10 protein-coding genes are annotated in these 14,709 nt (G+C 64.1%); 6 read left to right on the top strand and 4 right to left on the bottom strand.

Going from position 1 to position 14,709, the window contains the following annotated elements; translation table 11 throughout:
- Positions 1-11: 11 nt before the first annotated feature.
- Positions 12-1,067, top strand: a complete 1,056-nt coding sequence (locus WG901_RS21000) for a Leu/Phe/Val dehydrogenase (protein WP_339589079.1) — start codon at positions 12-14, stop codon at positions 1,065-1,067.
- Here WG901_RS21000 and WG901_RS21005 read toward each other — a convergent pair.
- Together WG901_RS21005 and WG901_RS21010 are read right to left on the bottom strand one after the other, a co-directional pair.
- A complete protein-coding gene (locus WG901_RS21005) occupies positions 1,064-2,107 on the bottom strand; it encodes a FecR family protein (RefSeq protein ID WP_339589129.1) in 1,044 nt (347 codons plus the stop codon). The genes WG901_RS21000 and WG901_RS21005 overlap by 4 nt on opposite strands.
- Before the next feature lie 2 nt (positions 2,108-2,109).
- On the bottom strand, positions 2,110-2,661 hold the full coding sequence (locus WG901_RS21010; RefSeq protein ID WP_339589080.1) for a sigma-70 family RNA polymerase sigma factor: 552 nt from the start codon (positions 2,659-2,661) through the stop codon (positions 2,110-2,112).
- Positions 2,662-3,503: 842 nt separating this feature from the next.
- Here WG901_RS21010 and WG901_RS21015 point away from each other — a divergent pair.
- Together WG901_RS21015 and WG901_RS21020 are read left to right on the top strand one after the other, a co-directional pair.
- Positions 3,504-4,640, top strand: a complete 1,137-nt coding sequence (locus WG901_RS21015; RefSeq protein ID WP_339589081.1) for an amidohydrolase family protein — start codon at positions 3,504-3,506, stop codon at positions 4,638-4,640.
- Positions 4,641-4,746: 106 nt separating this feature from the next.
- Entirely contained in the window at positions 4,747-6,684 is a 1,938-nt protein-coding gene (locus WG901_RS21020; protein WP_339589082.1) for a tannase/feruloyl esterase family alpha/beta hydrolase, read from the top strand.
- Between the two features lie 26 nt (positions 6,685-6,710).
- Here WG901_RS21020 and WG901_RS21025 read toward each other — a convergent pair whose 3' ends face one another.
- Positions 6,711-8,168, bottom strand: a complete 1,458-nt coding sequence (locus tag WG901_RS21025) for an MATE family efflux transporter (RefSeq protein WP_339589083.1) — start codon at positions 8,166-8,168, stop codon at positions 6,711-6,713.
- Between the two features lie 104 nt (positions 8,169-8,272).
- Positions 8,273-10,774: a TonB-dependent receptor gene (locus tag WG901_RS21030; RefSeq protein WP_339589084.1), complete on the bottom strand. Its 2,502-nt coding sequence runs from the start codon at positions 10,772-10,774 to the stop codon at positions 8,273-8,275.
- 680 nt (positions 10,775-11,454) lie between these two features.
- Between WG901_RS21030 and WG901_RS21035 the strand changes: the two genes are divergently transcribed.
- The 3 genes from WG901_RS21035 to WG901_RS21045 all read left to right on the top strand — a co-directional run bounded on the left by WG901_RS21035 (position 11,455) and on the right by WG901_RS21045 (position 14,696).
- Positions 11,455-12,375: an NAD(P)H-dependent flavin oxidoreductase gene (locus WG901_RS21035; RefSeq protein ID WP_339589085.1), complete on the top strand. Its 921-nt coding sequence runs from the start codon at positions 11,455-11,457 to the stop codon at positions 12,373-12,375.
- Positions 12,368-13,945, top strand: a complete 1,578-nt coding sequence (locus WG901_RS21040; protein ID WP_339589086.1) for an AMP-binding protein — start codon at positions 12,368-12,370, stop codon at positions 13,943-13,945. Before WG901_RS21035 ends, WG901_RS21040 begins: the two co-directional genes overlap by 8 nt.
- Before the next feature lie 376 nt (positions 13,946-14,321).
- A complete protein-coding gene (locus WG901_RS21045; protein ID WP_339589087.1) occupies positions 14,322-14,696 on the top strand; it encodes a hypothetical protein in 375 nt (124 codons plus the stop codon).
- The last annotated feature ends 13 nt before the right edge of the window (positions 14,697-14,709 follow it).

Here is a 14,709-nt window from a genome sequence, read left to right on the forward strand (position 1 = left end):
GAATGACCCTGATGGATGCCACCAAGAAATTGCCCGCCCCGCCCCCCGAATATGTCCGTCTGCACGATCTCGATGCGCGGCTTGAAGGCATGATCGTCATCCATTCGACCGCGCTCGGCCCCGGCGCGGGCGGATGCCGGCTGTGGACCTATCCCTCCATCCACGAGGTCTTCGTCGATGCCGTCCGGCTCGCCGAGGGGATGAGCTACAAGAATGCCCTGGCGGGCCTCCCTTTCGGGGGCGCCAAGGCCGTGATCCGCCAGCCCGACGCTCCCTTCGATCGCGAAGCACTGCTCTCGGCCTTTGGCGAGGCGGTCGAGCGTCTCGAGGGTCGCTACGTCACGGCCGAAGATGTCGGAACCACCATCGCCGACATGGACGTGGTCGCAAGGCACACACGCCACGTAGTCGGTCGCGACCGCGCGGCCGGGCGCGCCGGCGGCGATCCCGCACCCTGGACAGCGCTCGGCGTATTCCACGCCATGCGCGCCGGATCGCGCGCGGCCCTCGGCAGCGAGCTCTCGGGCAAGACCGTAGCCGTCCAGGGACTGGGCCAGGTGGGATCGCGGCTATGCGGCCTGCTCGCCGAAGCCGGTGCCGACCTCGTCGTCGCCGACATCGATGTCGACCGAACCGCCCGTATCGCGCGAGATTACGGTGCCAGGATCGCCTCGGTCGAAGATGTCGCGCTGTTCGATGCCGACGTCTTCGCGCCGTGCGCGCTCGGGGGAGTGATCACACGCAGGGTCGCCGCGACGATGAAGGCGCGGTTGATCTGCGGCGCGGCCAACAATCAGCTCGCCGAGCCCGCGATCGCGGGGGTCCTCCGCCAGAACGGCGTGGTCTACGTCCCCGACTATGCGGCCAATGCCGGCGGCATCATCAGCGCCTCGGCCGAATACCTCGATGAGGACGAGGAAGCTGTCGCGCTGCGTGTCGGCCGGATCGGCATGCGCGTAGCGATCATCCTCGAAGAGGCGCTGCGCACGAAGACGTCCCCGGCGCTCGTCGCCGACCGCATCGCCGAGAAGATCATGATCGGCATGGAACCACCCGGCGGGATCTAGCCCGAGGCCGTGAGGCGACAGTCGGGCAGCGATTTCGTGCAGCGCGCGCGTAGCGACAGGGGCTCGGATCCAGGCGCGTGCGTCGGCGCGGACAGGTGTCGCGACAATGTGATCGAACCGGCTTGTCCCTCGGCGATCGACAGATCGAAAGCCGCGGCGAGCGCGTGGGCCAGGTCGCGCGTGTCCGCTGGCCGGAAGCCGCCCGACAGACGCAGGTCGCCGATAGCCGGTTCTGCGAGCACGATCTGCGTGGCGCCGTAGCGGTTCGCCTCGGCGACAACGTCGGCAAGACGCATCGATTGCCCCGGTCGTATTCCGGCCGGCCAGGGATCGATGCCCGCGGCCGCGATCTTGGGTTCGGCATCGTTCGCCGCAAAGCGCGCCTTCTGTCCTGGGCGCAAGCGGCCGATGACGCGCGGCGGCGCGCGGCTTTCGCGCCGCTCGAGGTCGACCGCGCCTTCGTAGAGCGCCACTTCCGCCTGACCGCTCACGAGCCTGACATCGAAGATCGTCCCGCGCGCGACGACCGCATCCTCGCCGACCACGACGACGAAGGGATGCTCGGCGTCGTGCGCGACGGAAAAGCGCGCACGTCCCGACACCAAGGTGACGCGCCGTTCGGTGCTCGTCAGATCAACGCGCACCGCGCTGTCGCTATCGAGCGTGACGCGCGAGCCATCCGCCAACTCCACGACACGGATCTGGCCACGGTCGCTGGCAAAACTGGCAAAGCCCGACGTGTCGCTGCCGCGGCCTCCGTAGACGACCAGGAAGCCGATGGTCAGCGCGGTCGCGACGCCGGCCGCGATGAGGCCTGGCCGCAGGTAGGCGGGACGCCGCCGAGCGACCAAAGTCGATGCCTGCGCCGACGCGCCCCAGATCGCCTCCATTTCACGGTAGGCGTCGGCGTTACCGGACTGATCCAACCAGGCCGCGAAAGCCCCCCGAAACTTCTCCGCATCAGGGCCGCGCATGCGCGAGAACCAGGCACTCGCCTGCGCGAAGCGATCCCCACCCTCGCCCATGTCGTCCCGCGCCATTGTCACGGCCGTTCGCTCACGGCGCGGTGCAGTTCGCGCATGGCGACCTTGATGTGATACTCGACGACCTTGGTGGTGATCCCGAGCCGATCGGCGATCTGCTGATAGGTCAGGTCCTCGAAGCGGTGGGCCATGAATATCTCACGGGTTCGATCAGGGAGCTTGGGTATAGCAGCCTCGATCCTGCGCAAAAGGTCGCGCGCCTCCAGAGCACTATGGGGATCACTCGAACCAGACATATCCTCGCTAGACTGATGCTCGAGGCGATGCGCGGGTGAGCGCAGGTGATCGGTGGCGAGGTTGTCGGCGGCGCGGTACAGATAGGCGCGCGGATGCTCTATGGCCTCGCGCCTGTCGGCGCCGAGGCGCAGCATGCGAACGAAGGTCGCCTGGACGAAGTCGGCCGCCTTGTCCGGCGTGAAGCGCGCCGCGAGCCATCGCCGCATACGCGGCGCTTCGTTTCGGTAGAGCAACGCAAGGTCGCTATCGACCGCGGTGCCATGCGCCGGACCGTCCGCGGCCGGATCGAGCTTTCCCCAGATCCTCAGACGCACGCGATGGCTGAGGACACGCGCCAGTGCGCGATGCTCGTCGCCATGGGCTTCTCCTGTCGGGACGCCGGACCAGCCGGAATCAAAAGCCTGCGCTGCGGACTAGCATCGACGCCTTTGGCGCTGGATCAGCACCTGGACATGCGCGTCGACGACCTGGATTTGGCCACCTGCCAATCGCCAGGTCTCAGTGTCGATCCGGGCGAGGACTTTGCGTCTCGGCGCCCTGTTCGAGCGCGAGGCATAGTCTAGTGTCCCCTACCAGCATTGCAAGCCAAGCAGCGGCTGAGCGAGCCGCAATATTTTCATCTCGGAGTATCTGCTGGTCTTGGGTCGCCTGAGCGAACCGGCACTGAACGCGGCGTACCGGCGAACCAGCTCATAAGGGCCGCCGGGGCGTCGAAATGGTGTCGATGCTTGCGGCTAGAGTTTCAGGTTCACGATGAGAAGTGGCTCACAGCTTGGGTGCCGTCCTTAACTGCAAAGCATCCGCCTGAATCGATCAAGATCGCAATTCGCGGCCGAGCGTTACCCCAATCGACCCAGCAGGCCGCGGGCGTCCTCTGGCGACCGGAAAGACCGTTCGCGCGCCAGTGCGCCACATCCACCCAACTCATGCGTATGTTTATGATATCCTCCATGCGACGATCGGCATTGCATCGGGGCAGCAAAACAATCCGAAATGGTCAAGTCCTATGCTCTATTTCGCTGTAATGCCTCACAAATTCTTCGTTTGGCCACCCGGCGATCGGGGAATGGTGTTGCGAACAGAGCGTCATGCAGAATTCCAATTTTGACCATACGCATATGAATGTTAGATGATCTAACTCAATGAATCTGGGAGGGTGCCGGTGATCGAGCTAAATCGTAGAAATTTTGTCCTGGCGGCAGCCGGTTCCGCCGTCCTCGGCTCACGCCTCGTCCAGGCGGCCGCATCGCCAACGCCTGACAGGATCACGCCCTGGGCCGGAGAGAAGATCGTCGATTGCCATTTCCATGAGCGAGCCTCCGAAGAAGCGATGATCGCCCACCTCGACGGAGCGGGCGTCTCCAGCGCCCTGATGCTCGCATTTGGCGACGCTTCGACTCGTTATGCCCAACTGCGCGGGAAACATCCTGGGCGCTTCATCGGCTGGGCCAGAGGCGCTGGTTTCAGCCCCCCGGGAGGATCGAGCGCGTCCGATGCCGCGCCCTCGCCGTTCAACATGGCGAGCCTGAGCACCGCCGGCGCGAGCGCGCAGGCGATCGACGAGCTTCGAAGGTTGAAAGCTCGAGGCTGGAAGGGCTTTGCGGAAAGCGGCGCGGTTGGCGATGTCGACAGTCCCGACATGCATCGCATGTTCGCAATGGCCGCCGAGCTCGACGTTCCGATAATGATGCATTTCCAGAAGGCCGGGTTACCGGGACGACCGTCGCAGCCCGGGCGCGGCTTCAGCCACATCGAGCCGATGCTCAAGAAATATCCGAAGGCCAAGCTCGTTGGCCATGCATCGGATTTCTGGGGGCACATCGACGCGCGCTATAGCGACGGGGGCGGATACCTGACGGACAAGGTTCAACCCGGTGGTCTGATCGACCGACTGCTTGCCGACTATCCGAACCTCTATGGCGATCTCGGGGCACCGTCCTGCCTGATCCAGATGGGACGCGATCCCGAGTTCACTCGCGGCTTTCTGCAACGTCACCAGCACAAGCTGATGTTCGGCAGCGACTGCGGCTGCGCCGACGGGCGGGGCGGCATGGGCACCATGGCGCCGAGCGTGCCGGTGCCTCCGGGGTCGGATCCGCAACGTCCGGCCGGCGGCGTCAATGCCGGCAATGCCGCGGCCATGCAGATGCGTATGGCCGCGATGGGCGGACTGGCGGGCAAATGCATCGCGCGCGAGCTTCTGAGCATAACCTGGAACTCGGTCGACCGCAGCACTTTCCGGAATATCGCCTGGAACAACGCCGTTCGCGTCTACAGGCTCGAACACCGCTGACCGCTGCGCGACACGGGCGGCTCACGGTGTTCGGTATGAACAAAGTCCAAGCCCCTTCAACCGTGCCCGCGCGAGATTTCGAACCCATCCGCTTCACAAGGCCGAATTGCGATGGTCGGCGTTCGAATGGCCAAACGGCGCAACTCGGATCAGCAGCGTAGGCGATGCCTTTGACCCCGCGTCGCAGAAGACCATTTCACTTTTCAGGAATCCTACCATCATGCAAAAACTCGCCAAGAGATCGTCCTGGCTTGCAGGTGCCGCGCTCGCGGGCACGCTGACCGCCACGCTTTCCGGAGGAGCCAGCCAGCCTGCCAGCGCGACCGAAGGCGGCCTCGATCTTTCCTCGGTCTGCTCGCCCGGGGCCATGCAGGCCGTGGCCGACAAGGTCGCACCTGGCATCAGGATTCAGGCGACCGGCGGTGTCAGGCTGGTGGGAGCGAGCACGGGCGTGCCGGCCTATTGCCAGGCACGAGGTAGCTTCGTCACCAATCCCAAGACCGGCAAAACGGCCAACTTCCTGGCCACCTTTCCGGCAAACTGGAACGGCCGATACCTGCAATACGGATGCTTCGGACATTGCGGCAGCATCGTTCTGAACGATGCGGCGAGCCCCCTCGTCACGATCGTAGCCCAAGGAAAGCCCGGCGACGCCATCAGGAGAGGTTATGCGACCTTCGGCACTGACCAGGGTCATTCGGGGATGAACTGGGCCAGCTGGGCCTACAAGTCTGGCGGCGGCATCGACATCGATGCCATCGAGGACTTCTACTACCGTGCCGACAAAGTTCTGGCGCAAGTCGGCAAGCAGCTCACCTCCGCGGTATTCAGCGCCGCTGGAGCTCCCGGCAGTCTGCGTCGCTCTTACTTCATGGGATGCTCGGGCGGTGGGCGCGACGCACTCGTGGCGGCGACGTATTTTCCGGAGATGTTCGACGGCATAGTCGCAGGCTCGCCTTATGCGGATATGATGGGCGTAGGCTTCCAGGGAACCGGGATGGCACTGGCGACGATCCGGTCACCACAAGCCGATCTCTCTCCCGAATTGATCGCCATGGTGGCACCGATCGTCACGGCAAAGTGCGACAAGGCAGACGGCGTCGCCGACGGCCTCATACAGAATCCGGCAGCCTGCAACTTCCGTGCGCAACGAGATCTGCCACTTTGCGAAGCGGGAGCTCCCGCGGACCGATGCTTCACCAAGGACCAGGCAGAGACTGTAAGCACCGTACTCAGCGCCGTGACGGACGAGCACGGCCGCGTGATACAGCCCGGCTACACGGTCAGCGATTTCGATGCGACGTTCCGCCCCAAGACCCGACCCGCCAACCTCACCGATCCCGCTCCCTGGCCAGATTCGCCCGCGGGCGTTGACGGGCTTCCCTCTTCTGGCTTCTCGATCCTCAAGGCCTTCGTGCATGGCGACGAACCCGATTTCGCCGTTCGCGCGCTGTTTAGCTTTCGCCAAGGCGGGCCAGGGCCGGTCAAGGGCTATCATATCGTCGTGCCCCGCGCCGAAGTCGAGCGCGCCCGTGAGAGCGCGCGCATGGGCATCGGCACTCATCCGCAATTGCTGCGAGCGATGATTGGCCAGGACCGCAAGCTGCTGATCTGGAGCAATCTCGGTGACCGCGGTCTGACGCCCTTCATGATGACCAATTACTACAAGCAGCTAGCCAGAACCTTTGGCGGCTATGCAAAACTGCAGCGCAATGTGCGCCTATTCAGCCTGCCAAGCACCGCCCATTGCAGCCTCGGCGGAAACGGCCCCGGCAATTTCGATGCCCTGGGCGCCATCGAGGACTGGGTCGAAAACGGCAAGGCGCCCGAAGCGCTGCCAGCGGCGCTCTATCCGACCAACGGCCCCATGACCGACTACAGCAAGGCACCCAAGCGCACGATGCCGCTCTGCAAGTTTCCCGAGATGGCGCGCTACAGCGGTACCGGCAACGTGTATGACGCGGCAAACTGGCGATGCTCGCCGCAAGACAAGCGCATGCTGCGGATCGGGGAGAGTGGCCGCGAGGCGGGCGTGATCGACTGATCGCGCGCCGCGACCGGTGGCGAGGCCTATTTGGCGGCCACCGGATCCCCAGGCGTTGACGATGCCGCCTGATCACGCCGACGCCAACTTCCCTTTACATAGAGCAGCCAGGTCATGGCGGCGGAGGCGATCGTGCTGGCGGGAAACGACCACCACAGGGCATCGTCGCCGAACTCCGGATAGAACAAGAAGTAGAAGCCGAGACGGATCGGATAGAGCGAGACGATCTGGATAACGAGCGGCGCCATCACGACGCCGTAGGCACGCATGGTCCCCGATAGGACCATCATCACGCCCATGGCGACGTAGGACCAAGTCACGACCAGCTGAAGGTGGTGCGCGATCGGCATGGCGGGACTGGCCGCGCCGAGGAAAACAGCGAGCAAAGGCCTTGCGGCAAGGACGATCAGCAAGGCGAGCACGCCCGTCATCGCAAGGTTCGTCAGCATGCCGACGCGGGTGATCTCGCCGATGCGATCATGCCGTCGCGCCCCGATGTTCTGGGCGACCATGGCGCTGACAGCCGTCCCGATCGCGAATGCCGGCATCTGGAGATAGCTCCAGAGCTGCATCGAGGCGCTGTATGCGGCCGTCGCGTTCAGTCCCTCCCGGTTGACGAGACCGACAACCACGACCTGCGACGAGGTAATGAGCAGCATCTGCATCCCCATCGGGAGCCCCTTGCCGACAATATAGGCGAGATCGTCCTTGCGCGGCAGGAGGTAGCCGATTTCCCGGCCGCGCAAGCGCATCGGCAAGTCACGCGCATAGAGCCGCCGGAGAATGAGGAGAACGCCGGCGACGTTCGCGAGTGCCGTCGCCGCGGCCGAGCCGCCGATACCACAGGCCGGAACGGGGCCGAAGCCGCGTATCAGCAGGGGATTAAGCACCACGTCGAGAGCAACCGTCAGGATCATCGCATGCAGCGGGGTCTTGGAGTCCCCGGTGCCGCGCAGCCCCATGCCCAGGATCATCGACAGGGTTCCGAAGGGCATCGTTACGAAGACGACGCGAAGATAGATCTCCGCTTCCTCCAAGCTCCCGGACGGCGTCGCAAGCAAGTGAAGAAGCCCTTCGCACGTCAGGGCACCGATCACGGCAACGACTGCCGAGAACATCAGGCAGAAGCCCACCCCGCCGCCAAAGGTGCGCCGGGCCGCGTCGATGTCGCTTGCGCCGAAGAGTTGCCCGACGCGCACGGTCGTCGCGTTGCCCAGGCCGAAGACGGCAGCGAACAAGAGAAACATGACGACATTGGCATTGGCCGTCGCAGCCAGAGCGCTTTCGCCGATCAGACGCCCTACCCAGATCGCATTAATCGACCCGTTGAGCGTCTGGATCACGTTGCCGATCAGCATCGGCACGGAAAAGCCGATGAGCGTGCGCAGGACCGGTCCCTGGGTCAGGTCGCCCTGACGGGGCCGTTCCTCGCTGCCTGGTTTGGATCGATCGATTTCATTCACTCCGGATGCCTGGAATTTCACGCCGAGACCGAGCGGCCGGACATGCGGCAATTCTTACGAAACCCGCTCGCAGCCCCGCAACGATAGCGGCGCGGTCGCGCGCCTTCCCATTCCGTCATGCCTCTTCAATTTCCGAAACGATATCGCAGACGCGCGCCGAACATGCGCGGTTCGCCGACGTAGCGCGAGACGAAGCCAGAGGTGACCTGGATGTTGCGCGCCAGGTAATACTTCTTGTCGAACACGTTCGTCATGAAGAGCGACAGGTCGACCGGCGCACCGGCGATGCTCTCCCAGTTCAGGTTGAGGTTAACCAGCTCGACCGAGGGGATGACGTGGATGTCGGCAATTCCAGCGCGCGTGAGCAGACCGAGCGATGGTTCGGTCCGGACGGGCCCGATATTGTTCATCTTCTCGGCGTACGAATAGGTGGCCCCCAGGCTGAGGCGACCGACTTCGCTCGGCAGGGGCAGCGTGTAGGTTCCAGTCACCGTCAGCTTGTGCCGGGGCGTGTAGATCAGCGGATCCCCGGGCTGCGGTCCGCCCAGGAAGACATCGTAGAGGCTGCCGGGAACGGTCTGGATGGCGTCGATCGTCTGCAGGCGGGTGTTGAGGTAGGCATAGCTGCCGCTGACCTGAAGGCTGTTGAAGAACGTAAGAGCCGCTTCGGCTTCGACGCCGTAGATTCGCGACTTGCCCGCATTTACGATCGCCGAATTGGGAGCGATCCGATTCTGGCTGTTCATGAAGCCGACGTTGAGCTGCTGGTTGGTGAAATCGTTGTAAAAGCCTGCAAGGTTGAAGGTCCCGGAGACTGCGCCGCGGAAGGACGATTTCGCCCCCAGCTCGTAGGTGTCGACCCGCTCGGGATCGTAGGTCTGATAGCCCGTGGCGCCGAAGGGATTGGTCGAGCCCTGCCGGTAGCCGCGGGCATATTTGGCATAGAGCAGGAGGTCGGTGGTCGGGGCGTAGTCGAGGCCGATCAACCAGGTCGGAGCCTGCGACTTCTTCTCGAGGCGCTCGAGGCAGTCGCTCGATGCCGTGATTGGCAGACTGGCGGATCGGATCAGGGGATTCACGCAGAAGCCGACGGGCGTATTGGGCGCCGGGAAGCGAAACGTGACGTTGGTCGCCTCGCTTCGCGTCCGGTCCCAGGTATAGCGCGCGCCCAGGGTCAGCTTGAGCTGGCTGGCGATGTCGTAGCTGCCTTGCGCGTAGATGCCGATGTTGCGGAAACTCGTCTTGGCGAGCTGCTGTCCCATCGAGCCGACCGCAGGCTGCCGCAGCAGGGCGGCAAAGACATCGGTGCACTGGAAACGTCCGGCATCGTCGCATTGAAGGAGCAAGGGATTTTGCGAGCCGTAGACGCCCTGCGGGTCGCTCTGCTCGTAATAGAGCCCCGCCTGCCAGGAATATCGGCCGTCACCACCCGCCCCCTGGAACTGCAGTTCCTCGCTGAAAGTCGACTGCTCGTTGGAATAGCGGTTTGGTGGCGACTGGCCCGGCACGAACGCCAGCGTTCGGCCTGCATAAACGCCCGTGGGAATGGTGACGCCGCTGCCGGGAACGGTCAGCGAGGTCGGAACGAGAAAGCGGGCACCGAAGAAGTCGATGTTCTGGAAGCTTTTGAGCGAAGCGTAGCTGGCGATGTTCTTGACCGTCAGGTTCTCGCTCGCCTCCCAGGTCGTCGTGTTGATCACCTGCCATTGCTCGGTACGCTGGACGGCGTTGGGCAAGGTGTTTTCGACGGTATTGAAGCCCTCTGCGCTACGCCGCGCAATCTGGTCGCAGGCCAGAACGCCGAAGGGGAAGACCGTCGGAAAGCAGTCGGTGACCTTGGGAATGGCCCCGTTCGTGCTCGACTGGCTGTATGTCGCGACCGTGTAGTTCTCGAGCGTGGGCGTCAGCTGGCCGAGCATGCTGAAGCGGCCGGCGACATAGTCGATGTCGGCAAAGTCCTCGGGCCCGATCCCGGAGATATTCTTGAGATAGCCGTCGCGCTTCTGGGCATCGACGCCGGCCCGAACCTTGAACGTGTCACTCAGCGGCAGGTTCACGACGGCCTGAAGACGGCGCATATCGTAATTGCCGACCGATCCTTCGACATAGCCCTCGACCCGCCCCGTCGGTCGGCGCGGCACGAGGAGGACTGCACCGCCCGTCGTGTTTCGTCCGAAAAGTGTTCCCTGGGGACCTTTCAGGACCTGGACGTTCTGGAGATCGAAGAAGCTGCCGGTGGCGGCGATGTCGCCGCCCTGGGTCGAGCCACCGCCTCGCGGCGCGACGACGTCCGCGAAATAGGTAGCGACCGACGCGGTCGTGCGAAGCTCCTGTGTGAAACCGCGAATGGCGAACGAGGCGGAATCACCGCCGAATCGCGTGTTCGTGGTCAGCGAAGGCGTGTAAGCGGCAAGATCCGCCGCGGACGAGACGTTGCGATCGGCCAACTGGCGCTGATCGAACACGGTTATCGAAATGGGCACGTCCTGGAGCCGCTCCTCGACGCGGCGGGCCGTCACGATGATGTCGGCCGGGTTGGATCCGGCCATGTCGCCCGACATGCCCTGACCCGGCGTCGACGCGACATCCTGCGCGCTTGCGCTCGCGGCCGCCGCGAGCGCGATCATAGCTACGCCGCAAAGACCGGCCCTAACCACATGATGCTTCATTCCCTGCCCTCTCCGTCTACTTTTGTTCTTCCGTCCTCGACGGGACGGCGGGGTCGCTAGCTGCCTTGCCTCCAAAAGCATGTCAATACGCTTCCGTATGTTTTGTTTGGCGGCAGCGAGACATTTCTTGCCTATCCGCGAGCGCTGCTCGACGACCTCGAACTTCGATCGACAAAGCGCCCTGACGTCACGAAAAATGCGCTAAATTTGTCGCATGTCGCTGGGTCAACTAAGGCCAATCCGATAAACTGACGGTACAAGACGATCCCGCCCGAGCTCGCTTAACCTCGGCACGCAAGAACCATCTTAGCGACAAAACATACGGTATCGTATTCCCAATCAAAGGATCTTATGCCGCTCATTCCAACCGCGAGGCCCTCAATTCACGAGCCGCATGCACGCGGGCGGTCCGCAAGGAAGCGCTAGACCCTTGACACACTTGTTATCCATATGACTAGTATATTTTCAGGTAGTGCGCTCGCTGCTACCGCCGACCTACCAGCCGATGGGCGGAGGACGCCGATCGTCGACGAGCGGCCAGCAACCATCCGGTGTTGCGCAACCGTGCCATCAGGAAAGAGTGAGTGAGGTCAGCCATGGGCACCGATATTCAGCACAGGTTCGCCGGGCGCCTCCGCTTGCCCTTGATCGCCGCGCCGATGTTCCGCGTCTCCAATGTCCCGCTCGTGGCCGCGGCCTGCCGCGCAGGCGTGATCGGCGCCTTTCCCACAGCCAACTGCCGCTCGCTTGATGAACTTTCCCGGTGGCTGGGCGAGCTACGGGAACAGCTTGGACCTGCCGATGCGCCTTTCGCCGCCAATCTGATCATGCGCCGCGAGACGATGGCGCAGGAGCTCGACCTCCTGTGCGAGGCAAAAGTCGAGCTCGTCATCACCAGCGTCGGATCGCCGGCAGCGGCCATACCTGCCCTTCACGAAGCCGGTGCGCTCGTCTTCGCCGACGTCGCCTCGCTCGCCCATGCGCGCAAGGCGCTCGATGCGGGCGCCGACGGCCTGGTTTTGCTCAGCGCCGGCGCCGGAGGCCAGACGGGGTCGGCCAATGGCATGGCCTTCGCGCGCGCGGTGCGCAAATTTTTCTCTGGCCCCCTGGTTCTCGCAGGCGGCATAGCCGACGGAAAGGGACTGCTCGCCGCCAGGGCTCTCGACGTCGACTTCGGCTATATGGGCACGCGCTTCATCGCCACCCGGGAGAGCGCCGCCTCGGACGCCTACAAGGCCATGCTCGTCGCCTCCGACCTCGACGATGTCCTGCTCACGTCCGCCTTCACAGGGCTCCCCTCGAACATGTTGATCCCCTCGATCGAGGCAGCCGGTCTCTCTCCGCACGAATTGCCCGAGGAGATCGCGGCCGAGGTGTCCGATCAGATGTACGGCTCGGGCGGCAGCGCCGGTGCCAGGCGATGGAGCGAGGTCTGGAGCGCGGGTCACAGCGTATCCGGCGTAAATGCCATTCCCGCGGTCCAGACCCTAATCGAGGACATTGCTGCCGAATTCCGAGCCGCGGGCCGCGCCATGGCGGAAGCGATGACACATGACTGAAGACGCTGATCTGCGCAGCCTGCCGACGCCTACGGCGCTCCTGATGGTGGCCTTGCGCCGGTTCGCGGGCCGGACGGCCTTCGCCGGAGAGCGGCCCGTGACCTATGCCGAGCTCGGCGATGTCATTGGCAGATTGCAGTCGGTGCTCGCGCAGGCTGGCGCCGCCGAGGGTGGAACCGTGGCAATCCTCTCGCGAAACCGCTGGGAAGCATGGGCTGCTGCGGCGGCCTCCTCGGCGCTCGGCCTCGCCCCCTGCTGGCTCCATCCGCTCGCGACTGCGGCGACCCACGCCGAGCAAGCGGGACAGGTCGCACCATCGGCAATCGTCATCGACGCCGCGGCTTTCCCGGACCGCGTCGAGATTCTCGGTGCGTCACTTCCCGGCGTGCCGATCTTCACGCTCGGTGGTTCACCGTCTTCGAGCGACCTCTTCCTCGCCGCTCAGAAGGTGGGAAGCGTATCACTGCGCGATCTCTCTAAACCTTCAGGCTTGGGTATGGTCGGTCTAACCGGAGGCACGACGGGCAAGTCCAAGGCCGTCGAGCGATCCATGGCCTCGGTCGCCTCGATGTCCATCGCGACGCTATCGTCATTCGAAATACCCGATGCGCCAAATTTTCTCGCGATGGGCCCTATCAGCCACGTCACGGGCGTGAAAATCCTGCCCTCGCTGCTGCGCGGTGGCCGGGTCTCGATGGTCGACAGATTCGATCCGGCGGAAATTCTCGCGATCATCGAGCGCGAGCGTATTTCACTAACGCTCGCCGTGCCGACGATGATCTACGATCTGCTCGATAGCGCGGAGTTGGCGACGGTCGACACGTCTTCGCTACGCCTTTTGCTCTATGGCGGCGCGGCCATGTCGCCCGCCCGTCTCGCCGAGGGCATCACGCGGATCGGCCCAGTATTCTCGCAGCTCTACGGACAGGCAGAGTGTCATCCGATCGCGGTGTTGGAGACCGCCGACCACGATCCAGCACGCCCCGAAGTCCTCGCGGCCTGCGGCTTCCCGGTCAAGGGATGCGAGGTTCGCATCTTCGGTGAAGGCATGAACGAGGTCGCCCCGGGTGAGATCGGTGAAATCTGCGTACGAGGCCCCGGCGTCATGATGCGATATCGCGACGCACCGGACGCTACAGCGGAGGCTCTTGCCGGCGGCTGGCTGCATACAGGAGATCTGGGACGCCTGGACGAAGTGGGGCGCATATACATCGTCGATCGCAAGAAGGACATGATCGTGACCGGTGGCTTCAACGTCTACCCCCGTGAAGTGGAGGATGTCTTGACCAGTCACCCTGACATTGCCGCCGCGGCCGTGATTGGTTTGCCGGATCCGCGTTGGGGCGAAGCCGTTCATGCCGTGGTCGTAATGCGCCCCGGGCGGCGACTCGACGAGGAAGAACTCTGTGCGCGGGTGCGCCGTGCGAAGGGCTCTCTGCTGACTCCCAAGGGAGTCTTCGAGGTATCCGAACTGCCCAAGACGGCGGCCGGCAAGGTCGACAAACTTGCGCTTGCGGTGCGGTTCGGCTCGAAGGACAGTCAGGAAAAGGCGCCGGCCATCGCGCCATGAGGGTAGCTGGCGCAGCTGCCTACGTCTTTGTAAGTCCGCTGGGGTGGCCTGAAGGAGGAATTGCGTCATTTCGCAGGCAAAGGAATCGCGTTCGGACCGCGCCAGACCGGTCGCGCCTCGTCGAACCCAAGCCGAACGGCGCGGCGAATCCACGGAGCGGCTGCTCGATGCTGCCCTCGCGCTGCTTGGCGAGCGGCGTTCGCTCGATTTCAGCCTGGCCGAAGTCGCAGACCGCGCCGGACTCAGTCGGGGGATGCCCACGCACGTCTTCGGCACGCGCGACGAGATGATCCGACAGCTCGTCCCCCATCTCCACGTGAGGTCAGGCGCTCTGTTCGGCGCACCCGAGGATCGCGGGACGGGTTTGGAGGCGGTAATGAAGACCGCGGCCCTGCTTCTCGACGCCCGCTCGGAGCAGGCCGATCTGACCATCGCCGTCCATGTCCTGCTGGCCGAAGCATCGTCGAAGGCATCGCCCTATCGCGAGGTTGTTCAGCAGCTCAACGAAGCCGCGACCTCCTTCATATGGCGCAATCTCGAGGCCGCTGTGGCGAAAAAGGAGATTGCGCCCCTGCATTGCACCAAGTCCACCAGCATCATCGTCATGGCAATGGTCCGCGGTTCGCTACTCCAGTGGCTTGTCGACGCCTCGGTATCGATGGAAACGCTGCGCAGCGAGCTTCTCAGCCTGCTTCGATCGATGCTTGGGCTCGACAGCGTCGAGGAGTCTCCGCTCGCAGGCCCACCCTGATCCGCGTGACGCC

Origin of the sequence: Novosphingobium anseongense, assembly GCF_037482895.1 — a bacterium.
Taxonomy (GTDB): domain Bacteria; phylum Pseudomonadota; class Alphaproteobacteria; order Sphingomonadales; family Sphingomonadaceae; genus Novosphingobium; species Novosphingobium anseongense.